Genomic DNA, 15,089 nt, shown 5'->3' with positions numbered 1-15,089 from the left:
ATGCCGCCCTGCAACATGCAGCCGGCGATTGTCGCCACGGCGACTATTCTTCCGCGGGCATGCCCCTCAGAATTGCACCGTCAGCCACGAAAGGAAGCCGTCATGTCCAGCATCGTCACCGTCGTCTTCGACCGCCATCGCGAATACGAGCTGATCGCCCATGCCACGCTGCCGCGTGAGGCTGCCAACCGCTGGCTGGAGGAACAATGGCTGGCGTTGGAATGTGAGCCGAGCCATCCTATGGGCAAGGTGCTGGTGCTCGACCGCATCCTCGGTATCGCCAAATACGCTGGGGAGAAGCGCTTCGCCCAACCGGATGCCTGGACGCAGCAATATGCGGAAGCGGTGGCCGGCGTACTGGAGCGACCGGCGGTGCGCGTCGATGTCGCCGAGAACGTCGTCGGCTAGCTTTCTTCGAGGAAACGGTAGATGGCGTCGAGGCGCGCTATACCATCGTCGAGTTCGAGGATCTCCTGACGCTTGTCCATCGGCAGCGGCAGCAGCTCGGCCCAGCGGTCGGCCACCCAGGCGGCGTCGTAAAAGCGGTGGGGCTTGGGAGGCTGATCCTCGAGCGACTCGATCAGTGAACGCAGCATCGGCACCAGGCGTGCATAGTCGCCGGGAACCGGCGCTACCTGCGGCTCGGGCAGCAATTCGACCCGTGCGCGCACCAGCCCGCTCGTCTCACGCCGCCACGACAGGATGCGAAAGCGCTGGCCGCCGTGCGTGACGATGTGCAGGATGCCCAGTTGCGGCATCTGCCAGTCGGCGATCGTCGCCAGCGTGCCCACCGCGCGCGGTTCGGCCGTCGGCCGACCGGGCACGGCGACTTCGCTGCCCTGCGCGATCAGGCAGACACCGAACGGCGTGTCCGTGCGCAGGCATTCCTTCACCATGTCCATGTAACGCGTCTCGAAGACGCGCAGTTCCATGCGTCCGCCGGAATGCAGCACGACATTGAGCAGGAACAGCGGCAGTTCCATTTCAGTCACGTTCCGCTCCCCAACGCGGCAGCAGCGCATGCGCGATGCCCAGCCGATCGAGGATGCGCGCGACGACGAAATCGACGAGCCCCTGGATGTCGGCCGGTCGGTGGTAGAAGCCGGGGGAAGGCGGCAGGATCACCGCGCCGGCGCGGGCAAGCTTCAGCATGTTCTCGAGGTGGAGCGCTGAAAACGGCGTCTCGCGCGGCACCAGGATCAGGGGCCTTCCCTCTTTGAGCACCACGTCGGCGGCACGCGTGATGAGGTCTTTGGCCACACCGGCCGCCACTTCGGCGAGTGTGCCCATGGTGCAGGGGCAGATGACATAGGCGTCGGGCGGGTTCGAACCGGAAGCCGGCGGCGCCATCCAGTCCTCGCGGCCGAATACCGTGAGCAACCCCTCACCATCGCCGAAGCGTTGGGCAAGCTCTCGTTGCGCTTCGCGCGGCTGCACGGGCAGCACGAGGTCGCATTCTTGTTTGGCGACGATCTGCGCCGCCGGCGAGTAAAAGAGCCAGACATGACAGCCGGCCTTGAGCAGGCAGTCGACGAGGCGCAGGCCATAGGGCAGGCCGGAAGCACCGGTCCAGGCGACGGCAATGGTTTTGTTCATGTGGGCTCTTCCAAAAGGCGCGCAGCGATCAGACCGTTCACGATACCGAAAACGAGCGCCGAGAGGCCGAAAACCGGCGCGAGCAGGAACACGCCATCGTGCGGCACCAGCCACAGGCGCGCCAGCAGCAATTGTCCACCGATATGGGCGAAGGCCGCCAGCACGCTCGCCGTCACGGCGCCGAACCAGCGGCGCGGCAAGCGCGCGGCCCCCGCCAGCGCGGCGAGACTGGCGAGTGCCCCGGCGAGCGCGAGGAAGAAGCCGGGGGCGAGAAACTGACCGATCAGCAGGCTGCCGGCCACGACGCGCAACAGCGATACCCAGGCCGCTTCACGCCAGCCATGACGCCACAAGACGATCAGCACGACGATGTTGGCGAGTCCCGGCTTGATGCCGGGCAAGGGCGAGGGCAGCGCCCCCTCGGCGACGGCGAGCGCGATCGCCGCCGCCGCATAGCGGGCGATGCGGCGGTCGGTCTCGGTGACTTTCAGCTCAATAGTTGAGGCTGTCATGACCCGGTTCGCGCCCGGAAAGGGAAAGACTCACATGGTTCGGCGCGCAGATGGCGATCGCATTGGGGCGGGTGAGCCAGCCCTGCTGCACGCAGTACTGCCGTGGGCCCGGGTCGGAGAGCACGCGCGCACGTCCGGGCGCGATCTCGATCACCGTCTCGCCCAACGGCCCGCGTGCCGCGAAGCGCCGCGGCGCGTCGAGCGGAAATTCGGCCACCACCTTGCCTTCGACGCGCACCACGGCACGCTCGGGGCGACCGCCGGTCCACGACAGCGCAAAGGCCGATATGACGAGCGACGCGGCCAAGACCACGGTGAGCCAGTCACCGGCCCGCATCAGCGCCAGCCAGTGTTTCATTCGACGAGGGAACGGTGGCGCACCAGCACGCGCGCCTTGTCCTTGAAGTGTTCCGCCAGTCGTTCGGCGAACCAAACCGAGCGGTGCTGGCCGCCGGTGCAGCCCAAGGCGACGGTGAGATAGGCGCGGTTGTCGCGAATGTAGGCCGGCAGCCAGGTTTCCAGGAACTGCCGGATGTCGGCGAGCATCTGCATCACTTCGGGTTGGGATTCGAGGAACTCGATCACCGCGGCATCGCGGCCGGTGAGCGGTCGCAACAGCGGGTCGTAGTGCGGATTGGGCAGGCAGCGCACGTCGAACACCAGATCGGCATCGAGCGGCAGACCATGCTTGAAACCGAAGGACTGGAACAGCAGGATCAGCCCTGTGCCACCGCCTTGCAGGTCGATGAAATCCTTGACCATCGCCCGCAGGGCATTGGGCCGCAGATGGCTGGTGTCGATGCGGTGGCCAAGGCTTTTCAGGGTTTCCAACGCGGCGCGCTCCTCGGCGATCGCCTCGGCGAGCGTCTTGTCGCCGCTGGCGAGCGGATGGCGGCGGCGGGTCTCGGAAAAACGCTGGATCAGCACCTCGTCGCGCGCGTCGAGAAATAGGAAGCGCACATCGATGTGATGCGCCGCGAGCTGCTTCAATTGCGCGGGCAAGGCCGCGATGCCGCTGCCACCGCGCATGTCGATCGCCACCGCGACACGCGCGTGACCCTCACGCAGCAGATGGCCGGCCAGTCCCGAGAGCAACGCCGCCGGCAGATTGTCGACGCAGAAATAGCCCGCGTCTTCGAGGACGTTCAACGCGATGGTCTTGCCCGAACCCGACAGACCGCTGATCAGCACGAGTTGCATCGGAAACCCGAGAAGAAGCCGATGCGCCCTATGGTAGCATCGCCATCCCTCTCTCACCACGCAGCGCTCGAAATGTCTCGCCAGGAGTTCCGCTGGAAACCCGACCCTGCCCTGGCGGGTGCTCCGACCTGGTTGCGTCCCTGGCTCGCCGATCCCGGTTCGCTCACCGCGCGCATCGTCGCGCGCTGCGACAGCTTCGAAGTACGTGTGCTCGGCGAACGACGCGCACGCCCCTTTCCTGATGAGCGCGCGCTGATCGGGCTGCCCCCAGGGCGTTACGCCTGGACCCGCGAGGTGCTGCTGTTCGCCGACGGTCTGCCGGTGGTGTTCGCGCACAGCGCGCTCGCGCCGCGCGATCTGAATGGCGCTTGGCACATGGCGCAGGCCATCGGTTCACGACCGCTCGGCGCCGCCCTGTTCGCCGACCCGTCGATCTGCCGCGGCCCGTTGAGCGCGGCGCGCCTGACTGCCCGTCATCCGCTCCATCGTCGTGCCAGCGCTGCGCTCGGCTCGCCGTTGCCAACACTTTGGGCGCGCCGCTCGCGCTTCTGCCGCCTCGACCGGCCACTGCTCGTCACCGAAGTGTTCCTGCCAGACATCGCGCGGCTGTGACAGCCGGCAGCCTTCGGCGACTCACGCCGCCATCGTCGGCAGCAGCATCCCGTCATGCTCCACCAGAGCGCAGCCGCGCTTCAATTCGGACACCAGCCAGTCCGCGAGCGTGGCACTGCCCATGCCCAGCAGGCGCGTACCGACATCGCGGAAGAGCGGCACGCTGGCGAGATGGCTCTCCAGCCGTTCGCGCGGCAGTCCGCCGAGGTCGAGCAGGTTGAAGACGAAGCAGGCCTTGAGGGCATTCTTCGCCATCCGTTCGGGATCAGTCTCGAAGGCGGCAAGGCGCTGATAGGCGCGCTCGAGCGCGGCGGGCACGTCAGCGAACGGCCGGCCGTGACCGGGAATCACGATTTCGACTTCCAGACCGGCGATCAAATCGAGCGTCGCGCGCGTGTCGGCGAGCGCGCCGGGCTGTCCGAGCAACTCGCCAAAGATGATGCCGAAGCCATTCTCCCAGAGCGCATCGCCCGAAACCAGCAGCCGCACATCGGGACAGTGGAACACCAGGGCGTCGCGATCGTGTCCCGGCGCGGCATACGCCCGCCAGTCCATTCCGCCCATGCGCAGCGTGTCGCCCGCACGTACGACACCGTCATGATCGAAACGTTCGCCGCGCTGCGCCGCCGGTGTGAGCAGCAGGGCGTGTTCGTCCCAGTCGCGGATGTGTTGCTCGATACCGGCGGGAATGAAGATCGCGCAACCGAATGCGCGCTTGAGCGCTGCATTGCCACCGATGTGGTCGGAGTGCGAATGGGTGTTGATCAGGCGCCGCAGGTGCCGTCCCGCCAGCGCCGACTCGACGAGTTCGACGGTCTGCGCGGCATGGCCGGCGTAGCCGCTGTCGATCAGCGTCGCCACATCGCCGTCGAACAGCAGGATGTTGTTGGAAGAGAGCCAGCCACGTTCGATGACGTGGATCGCGGGCGGCAGTTTCATTGCCGGGCGAGCAGAGCCCGGGCGACCTTCGAGGCCGGTTCGCGGCCCAGTTCGGCCGAGATCCATTGCGCGGTAGCGACCAGCCGGTCGAGATCGACGCCACAGTCGATGCCCAGCCCCTTGAGCAGCCAGACGACATCCTCGGTGGCGACATTGCCGGAAGCGCCCTTCGCGTAAGGACAACCGCCGAGGCCGCCGACCGAGGCATCGAAGACATTCACGCCTTTCTGCAAGGCGGCATAGATGTTGGCGATCGCCATGCCATAGGTGTCGTGGAAATGACCGGCGAGCTTCTTGATCGGCACGCGCCGCCCCACCGCTTCGATCAGCGCCTTGGTTTTCTCCGGCGTGCCGGTACCGATGGTGTCGCCGAGCGAGATCTCATAGCAGCCCATCTCGAACAGCGCCCAGGCGACATCGGTCACCGCCGCAAGCGGGACCTCGCCCTGATATGGACAGCCGAGCACACAGGAGACATAGCCGCGCACCTTGATCCCGGCATCCTTGGCGTGTTCCACCACCGGGCGGAAGCGCTCGAGCGATTCGCGGATCGTGCAGTTGATGTTCTTTTGCGAGAAGGCTTCGGAAGCGGCGGCGAACACGGCGATTTCCTTCGCGCCGGCGGCGAGCGCGGCTTCCAGACCCTTTTCATTGGGCACCAGCACCGGATGGCAGACGCCGGGCCGGTGCGCAATGCCGCGTAACACCTCGGCGGCATCGGCCATCTGTGGCACCCACTTTGGCGAGACGAAGGCGGTGGCCTCGACGCACTCGAGACCACAGTCGACGAGGCGTTCGATCAGCGTGATCTTGGTCGCGGTGGGGACGAACTGCGGTTCGTTTTGCAGGCCATCGCGCGGGCCGACCTCGACGAGGCGAACGGTGGTGGGTAAAGTCATGTGGGTTGTCAGGGGCTGGGTTCGAAGGCCACCAATTCTGCCCCATCCGCGACCTGTTCGCCTGGTGCGTAGCGGAAGGCCTGGACGATGCCGGCGGCGGGCGCAACCAGCGTGTGCTCCATCTTCATCGCTTCGAGCACGACGAGCGGCGTGCCTTTCTCGACACGCGCGCCGGCTTGGACGAGGTGCGCGACCACCTTGCCCGGCATCGGTGCGGCAAGACTGCCTTCCGCGCCCCCCCCTTCGCCGGCATGATGCAGCGGATCGACGGCGGCGAAGACGAACCCCAGGCCATCGAAGAACACGTGGCGTTTCTCGCCGGCAGCGATCACCGTCGCCGTCAGTCGGCGGCCGTCGAGCGCGGCGCGCAGCGTGCCATCGTCGCGCAGCTCGCCGGCTGCCGCCACCGCATGGTCGTCGAGATCGAGCAGAAATCCTTCGCCGTCATAAGCGGCGACGATGCGCCGTTCGGCATTGCCGACGCGCAGCAGGATCGTGCGCCGCGCCATGCCATTGAGGCGCCAGCCGTCACGCAAATGCCAGGGCGAGTGCGGATCGGCGCTGGCCTGGGCATGGGCACGGGCGAAGTTGCGGTCGCGCAGCAGTTCCGCAAGCGCCGCGATGAGCCAGGCCTCTCGCGGCGGCAGGCTGGACTCGGCCGGAAACAGGAAGTCGTGCTCGCGCTCGATCAAGCCGGTGTCGAGATCGGCATTGGCAAACGCCGGACAGGCCACCAGCCGCGACAGAAAGCCGACGTTGCTCGTCACGCCGACGATGCGGAAGTCGGCGAGCGCCTGCAGCATCCTGGCGATCGCCCGCTCGCGGTTTTCGTCCCAGACGATCAGCTTGCAAATCATCGGGTCGTAATGCGGCGAGATGTCATCGCCTTGCTCGACGCCGCTATCGACGCGCACGTTGAGTGTTTCGGTAGGGGGGGCGAAGTGCACCAGCCGGCCGGTCGAGGGCAGAAACCCCTTGTCCGCATCCTCGGCATAGATGCGCGCCTCGAGCGCATGGCCCTGGATCGCGAGCTGCTCCTGCGCAAGCGGCAACGGCTCGCCGGCGGCGATGCGCAACTGCCATTCGACGAGATCGAGTCCGGTGATCATCTCGGTGACCGGATGCTCGACCTGCAGCCGCGTATTCATCTCCATGAAATAGAAGCTACCCGAGGGTTCGACGATGAACTCGACGGTGCCGGCGCCGACATAACCGACTGCACGTGCCGCAGCGATGGCAGCCGCACCCATCGCCACGCGCCGCTCGGGCGTCATGCCCGGTGCGGGCGCTTCCTCCAGCACCTTCTGGTGACGGCGCTGCACCGAACAGTCGCGCTCGAACAAATGAACGCAGTTGCCGTGCGTGTCGGCGAAAATCTGGAACTCGATATGACGCGGCCGCTGCAGATACTTCTCAATCAGCACATGATCGTCGCCGAACGATGATGCTGCTTCGCGCTGGCAGGAGGCGAGGGCATCGAGGAATTCCTCGCGCTTCCAGACCACGCGCATGCCCTTGCCACCCCCGCCGGCGCTGGCCTTGATCAGCACCGGATAGCCAATCGCATCGGCTTGTTCGCGCAGGAACTCGGCATCCTGTTCGTCGCCGTGATAACCCGGCGTGAGCGGCACGCCCGCCGCAGCCATCAGCTTCTTGCTCTCGGATTTCAGCCCCATCGCCCGGATCGCCGCCGGCGGCGGGCCGATGAAGACGATGCCGTTTTTTGCACACGCCTCGGCGAAGGCTTCGTTCTCGGACAGGAAGCCATAGCCAGGATGCACCGCCTCGGCGCCGCTGGCTTTCGCCGCGGCGATGATCTTGTCGATGGCGAGATAGGACTCGCGCGCCGGCGGCGGGCCGATACAGAGGGCCTCATCCGCCAGGCGCACATGGCGGGCGGTCTGGTCAGCCTCGGAATACACGGCGACGGTGCGAAGCCCCAAGCGCCGCGCCGTCTTGGTGATGCGGCAGGCGATCTCGCCGCGATTGGCGATCAGGATTTTCGCGAACATGCTCATTGCATCCAATTCGGCTTGCGTTTTTCGAGGAAGGCGGCGATGCCTTCCTGTCCTTCGGGCGAGACGCGCAGACGGGCGATGCGCCCGACGGTGTCCTCGATCAATGTCGGCGACAACGGCTCGCCGGCGATCGCCCTGATCAGCGCTTTCGCCTCGCTCAAGGCGCCCGGGCCATTCTTCAGGATCGCCTCGACCCATTCGCCGACCGCCGCGTCGAGCGCCGCCTCATCGGCGACCATCTCGTGAATCAGTCCGATGCGGTAGGCTTCGGCCGCCGAGAAGGCTTCCGCGGTCAGCATGTAGCGGCGCGCATAACGCTCGCCGATCGCGTTGACCACATAGGGACCGATCACCGCCGGGATCAGGCCGAGCTTGACCTCGGTGAGCGCGAAGCGCGCTTCGAAGGTCGCCACCGCGAGATCGCAGGCGGCGATGACGCCCACCCCGCCGCCATAGGCGGGACCCTGCACGCGCGCGATCACCGGCTTCGGACATTCGGCGATGCGGCGCAGCATCTCGGCGAGCTCGCCGGCATCGCGCCGGTTCTGCTCGAAATCGAAACCTGCGGCACGGCGCATCCAGTTGAGATCGGCGCCGGCGCAGAAGCTCTTGCCGATGCTCGAAATCACCACCACCCGCACGGCCGGGTCGCTGGCCATCGACAGCAGCGCCTCGGCCAGCTCGGCGATCATCGCCTCATCGAAGGCGTTGTGGCGCTCCGGCCGGTTCAGCGTGACGATGCCGACGACGGCATCGATTTCGGTGAGGATGCTCTGGTACATGGGTCATCTCCCTACATGCGGAACACGCCGAAGCGCGTCGGCTCGATCGGTGCGTTGAGCGCCGCCGAGATACCCAAGCCCAACGCACGTCGCGTCTCTTGCGGATCGAGGATGCCATCATCCCACAGCCGCGCGGTCGCATAGTAGGGATGGCCCTGCGTTTCATACTGCTGGCGGATCGGCGCCTTGAAGGCTTCCTCCGCTTCCTTGCTCCAGCGGCCGCCCTTCGCTTCGATGCCGTCGCGCTTGACGGTGGCCAGCACGCTCGCCGCCTGTTCGCCGCCCATCACCGAGATGCGGCTGTTCGGCCAGGTCCACAGCAGGCGTGGGCCGTAGGCGCGCCCGCACATGCCGTAGTTGCCGGCGCCAAAGGAGCCGCCGATGATCACGGTGAATTTCGGCACCTGCGCGGTCGACACGGCCGTGACCATCTTCGCGCCATCTTTCGCGATACCGCCGTTCTCGTATTTCCTACCGACCATGAAGCCGGTGATGTTCTGTAGGAAGATGAGCGGAATGCCGCGCTGCGCACACAGCTCGATGAAATGCGCACCCTTCAATGCCGATTCGGAGAACAAGATGCCGTTGTTGGCGACGATGCCGACAGGATAGCCGTAGAGGCGCGCGAAGCCGGTGACCAGCGTCGTGCCATAGCGGGCCTTGAATTCGTCGAAGCGCGAGCCATCGACGAGTCGCGCGATCACCTCGCGCACGTCATAGGGTTTGCGGGTATCGGTCGGAATCACGCCGTAGAGCTCTTCGGGCGGATACAGCGGCTCTTCCGGCGCGGCCAGTTCCAGCGACACGGCTTTCTGCCAGTTCAGATTCGCGACGATGCGCCGCGCGATCGACAGCGCGTGCAGATCGTTCTCGGCCAGATGGTCGCAGACGCCGGAGATGCGCGTATGCACGTCGCCGCCGCCGAGATCCTCGGCGCTCACCACTTCGCCGGTGGCCGCCTTCACCAGCGGCGGACCGCCGAGGAAGATCGTGCCCTGGTTCTTGACGATGATCGACTCGTCCGACATCGCCGGCACATAGGCGCCGCCCGCGGTGCAGGAACCCATCACCACGGCGATCTGCGGAATGCCCTGCGCCGACATGTTCGCCTGGTTGTAGAAGATGCGGCCGAAGTGCTCCTTGTCCGGAAACACCTCGTCCTGCATCGGCAGGAAGGCGCCGCCGGAATCGACGAGATAGATGCACGGCAGGCGGTTCTCGCGCGCGATCTCCTGCGCCCTGAGGTGCTTTTTGACGGTGAGCGGATAGTAAGTGCCGCCCTTCACCGTCGCATCGTTGGCGACGATCATGCACTCGACGCCACAGACACGGCCGATGCCGGCGACGAGGCCGGCCGCCGGCACTTCATTGTCATACAACCCCCAGGCAGCCAGCGGCGCGATTTCGAGAAACGGCGCCCCCGGATCGAGCAGGCCGTCGATGCGGTCACGCACCAAGAGCTTGCCACGCGCCAGATGTTTGGCGCGCGCCTCCTCGGAACCGCCCGCACCGTGCCGTCCCACCAGCGCCGATTTTTCGCGCAGATCGTCGACCAGCGCCTGCAGTGCGGCGGCGTTGGCCCTGAATTCCTCGCTGCGCGGATCGAGTTTCGATTTGATGACGGACATCAAGGTTCTCCTGTCACCGCCCGTGCGATCACCAGCCGCTGGATGTCGGATGCGCCTTCATAGATCTGGCAGACCCTGACATCTCGGTAGATGCGTTCGACCGGGAAGTCGGCGACATAGCCGTAGCCGCCGTGGATCTGGATCGCATCGGAACACACCCGCTCGGCCATCTCCGAGGCGAAGAGTTTCGCCATGCTCGCCTCCTTGAGGCAGGGCAAGCCGGCATCACGCAGGCTGGCGGCATGCCAGACCATCTGGCGCGCGACTTCGATCCGGGTCGCCATGTCGGCGAGCCGGAACGCCACCGCCTGATGCTCGACGATCGGCTTGCCGAAGGCCTCGCGCTCCTTGGCGTAGGCGACTGCGGCTTCAAAGGCGCTCCGCGCCATGCCCACCGCCTGCGCGGCGATGCCGATGCGGCCGGCTTCGAGGTTCGACAGCGCGATCTTGTAGCCCTCCCCCTCGGCGCCGATCAGGCAAGCGGCGGGAATGCGACAGTCCTCGAAGACGATCTGCGCGGTGTCGGAGGCATGCTGGCCGAGCTTCTCCTCGATGCGGGCGACGGTGTAGCCCGGCGTGTCGGTCGGCACGCAGAAGCAGGAGATGCCTTTCCTACCCGCCGCGGGATCGGTGACGGCGAAGACGATGGCGATCTTCGCGTGCTTGCCCGAGGTGATGAACTGCTTGACGCCGTTCAATACCCAGTGATCGCCCTCCTTCACGGCACGGGTTCTGATCGCGGCGGCGTCGGAGCCGACATGCGGCTCGGTGAGACAGAAGCAGCCGAGCAGTTCGCCGCTCGCCGCGCCTTTGAGCCAGCGTTGCTTCTGCGCCTCGCTGCCGTAACGGTTCAGGATGCCGCAGACCAGCGAGTTCTGCACGGAAATGATCGTCGAGGTCGCACCGTCACCGGCGGCGATTTCCTCGATAGCGACGGCCAGCGAGACGTAATCGAGCCCGGCCCCGCCCCATTCCTCCGGCACGACCATGCCCCAACAGCCGAGTGCTGCGAGTTCCTGCAGGGCCGCGGCCGGGAAGGTGTGTTCCCTATCCCACTGCGCCGCATTGGGCGCGAGCCGCTCGCGCGCGAAGGCGCGCAGCGTGTCGCGGATCATTGTCTGGTCGTCGTTCAGGATCATGCTGCTGCCTCCTTCGCATTCCGTGCCGGCCGCTGGATCAGCATCACGCCCGCGATCACCAGCAGGCCGCCGGCGAGCACGGACGGATCGAGCCGCTCGTGCAGCAAGAGCGCCCCTTGCAGCACGGCGGCCACCGGCACGAGGTTGATGAAGATCGAGGCGCGCTGCGCACCGATCTTTTGCACCGCCGCCGCGAACCAGGTGAAGCCGAGCGTGGTGCCAAGCAGGCCGAGGAAGGCGATCGCGCTCCAGGCCGGCAACGAGTAATGCGGGACCAACTGCGCCGGGTCGATGATCAGGGCGGTGACCAGCAGCATCAGAAAGCCGGCGCAGCTCGCGTAGGCGGTCATCACCAGTGCGCCGAGATTGCGTCGCGCCAGCGACTCGGTGCCGAGCCGGCCGATCAGCGTGTAGATCGACCACATCAACGCGCAGCCGAGGATCAGCAGATCGCCGCTGCCGATCTGGCCGCGCAGGGGCGTGAGGGGATCGCCGCGGCCGATCACCGTCAGGCAGCCGAGCAGGGCGAGCGCGCTGCCCAGCGCCTTGAGCCGCGTCATGCCTTCCCTGAGCAGCCACGCCGCCGCCAGCAGCGTGATCACCGGCGTGGTGGCGACGACCAGCGCGCCGCGCCCCGCGGTGATGTGCTGCATGCCGTAGAGGAAGAACAGGTTGTAAATGAAGATACCGGTCGCGCCCAAGCCGATCACCAACAACAGTTCGCGGCGATCCAGCGCGGGCAAGCGGCCGTGATGCCAGCGTACCAGGACGAGCAGGCTCGCCGCGGCGAGAAGAAAGCGCCAGACGGCGACGCCGAGCGGCGGCACCTCCTGCACCGCGACGCGCGCGGCGACCCAGGTGCCGCCCCAGATCACCGCAGTGACGACGAGTTTCGCGTAGGTGGCGAACACTCAGACGAGCTCGATGGCCATCGCGGTGGCTTCGCCGCCACCGATGCACAGGCTGGCGACGCCGCGCCGCTTGCCGTATTTCTTCAATGCCCCGATCAAGGTGACGACGATGCGCGCGCCGGAGGCGCCGATCGGATGGCCCAGCGCGCAGGCACCGCCATGCACATTGACTTTGTCATGGGGCAGATTCAATTCCTTCATCGCCGCCATCGTGACGACGGCGAAAGCTTCGTTGATCTCATAGAGATCGACGCTCTCGGCGCTCCAGCCGGTTTTCTCGAACAACTTTCGCATCGCGCCGACCGGCGCGGTGGTAAACCATGCCGGCTCTTGCGCATGCGTGGCGTAGCCGACGATACGCGCGATGGGGGTGAGGCCGCGCTTGGCCGCATCGGCTTCACGCATCAGCACCAGCGCCGCAGCGCCATCGGAGATCGACGAAGAGTTGGCCGGGGTGACCGTGCCGTCTTTCTTGAACGCGGGCTTGAGCAGCGGGATCTTGTCGAGCTGCGCCTTGGCCGGCTGCTCATCGGCCTTGACGATCGTCTCGCCTTTCTTGCCGGCTACCGTGACCGGAGCGATTTCCCAATCGAAGCTGCCGTCTTTGCCGGCTTGCTGGGCGCGCTGGGTCGAGGCGATCGCGAAGGCGTCCTGATCCTGGCGGGTGAAACCGTAGTGCGCCGCGCAATCCTCGGCGAAGGTGCCCATCAGGCGGCCTTTGTTTTCCGCCGAGTAGTGGTCTTCGAGGCCGTCGAAGAACATGTGGTCGATGATCTGGCCGTGACCGAGCCGTAAGCCAGCGCGCGCCTTCGGCAACAAGTAGGGCGCGTTGCTCATCGACTCCATGCCGCCGGCGACGATCACGTCCTGTCCGCCGGCCTTGAGGATGTCGGCGGCGAGCATGGTCGCCTTCATCGCCGAGCCGCAGACCTTGTGCACCGTGGTGCAACCGGCCGAGAGCGGCAGGCCCGCCTGCAGGGCCGCCTGACGCGCCGGCGCCTGACCTTGGCCGGCCTGCAGCACGCAGCCCATCAGCACTTCCTGCACGTCATCCGCTTTCAGGCCGGAACGCTCGAGGGCGGCGCGAATGGCCACGGCGCCGAGATTGGCGGCGGAGAGGCTGGAAAAATCACCCTGAAAGCCGCCCAGCGGCGTGCGGGCGGCGCCCACGATTACGATGGCATCACTCATTTCGTTTCCTTTCACGCAGTTTCGTTGAACAGTTCGCGGCCGATCAGCATGCGGCGGATCTCCGATGTGCCGGCGCCGATCTCGTAGAGCTTCACGTCGCGCCACAGCCTACCGGTGGGATATTCATTGATGTAGCCGTTGCCACCGAGCGCCTGGATCGCTTCGCCGGCCATCCAGGTGGCCTTCTCGGCTGCATAGAGGATCGCGCCGGCGGCGTCCTTGCGCAGCGAGCGCGCATGGTCGCCCGCGTCGCAGGCGCGGCCGACCGCATACACATAGGCCCGGCAGGCCTGCCAGGTCGAGTACATGTCGGCGAGCTTGCCCTGCATCAGCTGGAATTCGCCGATCGGCTGGCCGAACTGCTCGCGCTCGTGCAGATAGGGCAGCACCACGTCCATGCAGGCGGCCATGATCCCCAGCGGGCCGCCGGCGAGCACCGCGCGCTCGTAGTCGAGGCCCGACATCAGCACCTTGACGCCATTGCCCACGCCGCCCAGCACGTTCTCCTCCGGCACCTCGCAGTCGTCGAAGAACAAGGGATAGGTGTTCGAGCCGCGCATGCCGAGCTTGTCGAGATGCGAGCCGTGCGAGAAGCCCTTGAAGCCCTTTTCGACGATGAAGGCGGTGATGCCCTTCGGGCCCGCATTGACATCGGTCTTGGCATAGACCACCAGCGTGTCGGCATCCCCGCCGTTGGTGATCCACATCTTGCTGCCGTTCAGCACATAGCGGTCGCCCTTTTTGTCGGCCCGCAGTTTCATCGAGACGACATCGGAGCCGGCGTTCGGCTCGGACATCGCCAGCGCGCCGACATGCTCGCCGGAAATCAGCTTCGGCAGATAGCGGGCTTTTTGCGCCGGGGTGCCGTTCCTGCGAATCTGATTCACACACAGGTTCGAGTGTGCGCCGTAGGAAAGACCCACCGCAGCCGAGGCACGGGAGATTTCCTCCATCGCGACGATATGGGCGAGATAACCCATGCCCGTGCCGCCATCCTCTTCCGGCACCGTCAGGCCCAGCAGACCGAGGTCGCCGAATTTCTGCCACAAATCGGCGGGAAACTCGTTGTCACGGTCGATCTGCGCCGCACGCGGCGCGATCTCGTTGGTGGCGAAGGCGCGCACCGTGTCGCGCAGCATGTCGATTTCTTCGCCGAGCTGGAAGTTCAAGCCAATCATTGTTCCGCCTTTCCATGCATGGTCATCAGAGTCTGCTGCATCATCGCGCAATGCGTCGCCTTGCCGTGCTTCACCACCCAGGCATCGCCGCGCGTGATGACGAGCGTCCGCCCCGGCTTGACCACCTCGCCGGTGGCGATCAGCAATTCGCCATCGGCCGGGGCCAGCAGGTTGATCTTGAATTCGACCGACAGCACCGAGGTGTTGGCTGCCATCAGCGAGAAGCCTGCATAGCCGGCGGCGCTATCGACGATGGTCGAGGTCACGCCGGCATGGAAGAAACCATGCTGCTGCGTGAGCTCTGGCCGATAGGGCAGATGGATCTCGCAGCCGCCGGGCCAGACATCCACCAGCGTGGCGCCGAGCAGGCCCATGATCCCCTGCTTGGCGAAACTGGTCCGCACTTTCTCGTTCCAGTGCGGATCGCGGGGTTCGAATCGCGCCTCACCGCGCGGGATGCCATAGCTCATGGGACCTCCGTAGG

General features: G+C 66.1%; 17 protein-coding genes. 2 read left to right on the top strand and 15 right to left on the bottom strand.

The annotated features are described in order from the left end of the window. Positions 1 to 102: 102 nt before the first annotated feature. The gene (locus tag M52SOB_RS01565; protein WP_131110222.1) at positions 103 to 408 is read left to right on the top strand and encodes a hypothetical protein; all 306 of its coding nucleotides are present in this window, start codon (positions 103 to 105) and stop codon (positions 406 to 408) included. Here M52SOB_RS01565 and M52SOB_RS01560 read toward each other — a convergent pair. From M52SOB_RS01560 to rapZ, 5 genes are read right to left on the bottom strand one after another with little or no spacing between them, the layout of a single operon-like run. Beyond that, complete coding sequence (locus M52SOB_RS01560) at positions 405 to 983, bottom strand: LON peptidase substrate-binding domain-containing protein (protein WP_131112381.1); 579 nt, start codon at positions 981 to 983, stop codon at positions 405 to 407. The two genes, M52SOB_RS01565 and M52SOB_RS01560, sit on opposite strands and share 4 nt — an antisense overlap. A gap of 1 nt (position 984) precedes the next feature. Then, positions 985 to 1,596: a flavin prenyltransferase UbiX gene (locus M52SOB_RS01555; protein WP_131110220.1), complete on the bottom strand. Its 612-nt coding sequence runs from the start codon at positions 1,594 to 1,596 to the stop codon at positions 985 to 987. Next, positions 1,593 to 2,108 (bottom strand): Gx transporter family protein, encoded by a 516-nt coding sequence (locus M52SOB_RS01550; RefSeq protein WP_131110218.1) that lies wholly within the window; start codon positions 2,106 to 2,108, stop codon positions 1,593 to 1,595. Before M52SOB_RS01550 ends, M52SOB_RS01555 begins: the two co-directional genes overlap by 4 nt. Beyond that, positions 2,089 to 2,466 carry a NusG domain II-containing protein gene (locus tag M52SOB_RS01545; protein ID WP_284155150.1) on the bottom strand — a complete coding sequence of 126 codons (378 nt, stop codon included), beginning with the start codon at positions 2,464 to 2,466 and terminating at the stop codon, positions 2,089 to 2,091. Before M52SOB_RS01545 ends, M52SOB_RS01550 begins: the two co-directional genes overlap by 20 nt. Next, positions 2,463 to 3,308: an RNase adapter RapZ gene (gene rapZ, locus M52SOB_RS01540; RefSeq protein ID WP_131110216.1), complete on the bottom strand. Its 846-nt coding sequence runs from the start codon at positions 3,306 to 3,308 to the stop codon at positions 2,463 to 2,465. Before rapZ ends, M52SOB_RS01545 begins: the two co-directional genes overlap by 4 nt. Before the next feature lie 72 nt (positions 3,309 to 3,380). On the opposite strand from rapZ, the gene M52SOB_RS01535 reads away from it, so the two are divergent. Continuing rightward, positions 3,381 to 3,920, top strand: coding sequence for a chorismate--pyruvate lyase family protein (locus M52SOB_RS01535; RefSeq protein ID WP_131110214.1), 540 nt, complete (start codon positions 3,381 to 3,383; stop codon positions 3,918 to 3,920). Between the two features lie 21 nt (positions 3,921 to 3,941). Here the strand turns inward: M52SOB_RS01535 and M52SOB_RS01530 are convergent, their stop codons facing one another. The 10 genes from M52SOB_RS01530 to M52SOB_RS01485 are packed head-to-tail and all read right to left on the bottom strand — an operon-like array spanning position 3,942 to position 15,075. Then, a complete protein-coding gene (locus tag M52SOB_RS01530; protein ID WP_284155149.1) occupies positions 3,942 to 4,859 on the bottom strand; it encodes an MBL fold metallo-hydrolase in 918 nt (305 codons plus the stop codon). Continuing rightward, positions 4,856 to 5,758, bottom strand: a complete 903-nt coding sequence (locus tag M52SOB_RS01525; RefSeq protein WP_131110210.1) for a hydroxymethylglutaryl-CoA lyase — start codon at positions 5,756 to 5,758, stop codon at positions 4,856 to 4,858. Before M52SOB_RS01525 ends, M52SOB_RS01530 begins: the two co-directional genes overlap by 4 nt. Positions 5,759 to 5,766: 8 nt before the next feature. Continuing rightward, the gene (locus tag M52SOB_RS01520; protein WP_131110208.1) at positions 5,767 to 7,770 is read right to left on the bottom strand and encodes an acetyl/propionyl/methylcrotonyl-CoA carboxylase subunit alpha; all 2,004 of its coding nucleotides are present in this window, start codon (positions 7,768 to 7,770) and stop codon (positions 5,767 to 5,769) included. Positions 7,771 to 7,772: 2 nt separating this feature from the next. Further along, positions 7,773 to 8,558 (bottom strand): enoyl-CoA hydratase/isomerase family protein, encoded by a 786-nt coding sequence (locus M52SOB_RS01515; RefSeq protein WP_131110206.1) that lies wholly within the window; start codon positions 8,556 to 8,558, stop codon positions 7,773 to 7,775. Between the two features lie 11 nt (positions 8,559 to 8,569). Further along, positions 8,570 to 10,186 (bottom strand): carboxyl transferase domain-containing protein, encoded by a 1,617-nt coding sequence (locus tag M52SOB_RS01510; protein WP_131110204.1) that lies wholly within the window; start codon positions 10,184 to 10,186, stop codon positions 8,570 to 8,572. After that, on the bottom strand, positions 10,186 to 11,325 hold the full coding sequence (locus M52SOB_RS01505; protein WP_131110202.1) for an acyl-CoA dehydrogenase family protein: 1,140 nt from the start codon (positions 11,323 to 11,325) through the stop codon (positions 10,186 to 10,188). Before M52SOB_RS01505 ends, M52SOB_RS01510 begins: the two co-directional genes overlap by 1 nt. Continuing rightward, positions 11,322 to 12,236 carry a DMT family transporter gene (locus tag M52SOB_RS01500; RefSeq protein WP_131110201.1) on the bottom strand — a complete coding sequence of 305 codons (915 nt, stop codon included), beginning with the start codon at positions 12,234 to 12,236 and terminating at the stop codon, positions 11,322 to 11,324. The genes M52SOB_RS01505 and M52SOB_RS01500 overlap by 4 nt, the downstream gene beginning before the upstream one ends. Continuing rightward, positions 12,237 to 13,427, bottom strand: coding sequence for an acetyl-CoA C-acetyltransferase (locus M52SOB_RS01495; protein ID WP_131110199.1), 1,191 nt, complete (start codon positions 13,425 to 13,427; stop codon positions 12,237 to 12,239). Positions 13,428 to 13,438: 11 nt separating this feature from the next. Beyond that, entirely contained in the window at positions 13,439 to 14,605 is a 1,167-nt protein-coding gene (locus tag M52SOB_RS01490) for an isovaleryl-CoA dehydrogenase (RefSeq protein ID WP_131110197.1), read from the bottom strand. Next, a complete protein-coding gene (locus M52SOB_RS01485; RefSeq protein WP_131110195.1) occupies positions 14,602 to 15,075 on the bottom strand; it encodes a PaaI family thioesterase in 474 nt (157 codons plus the stop codon). Before M52SOB_RS01485 ends, M52SOB_RS01490 begins: the two co-directional genes overlap by 4 nt. Positions 15,076 to 15,089: the final 14 nt, after the last annotated feature.

It is taken from the genome of Sulfuricystis thermophila (genome assembly GCF_004323595.1).
Lineage (GTDB): Bacteria > Pseudomonadota > Gammaproteobacteria > Burkholderiales > Rhodocyclaceae > Sulfuricystis > Sulfuricystis thermophila.
This window is presented reverse-complemented; position numbering and strand designations above follow the sequence as displayed.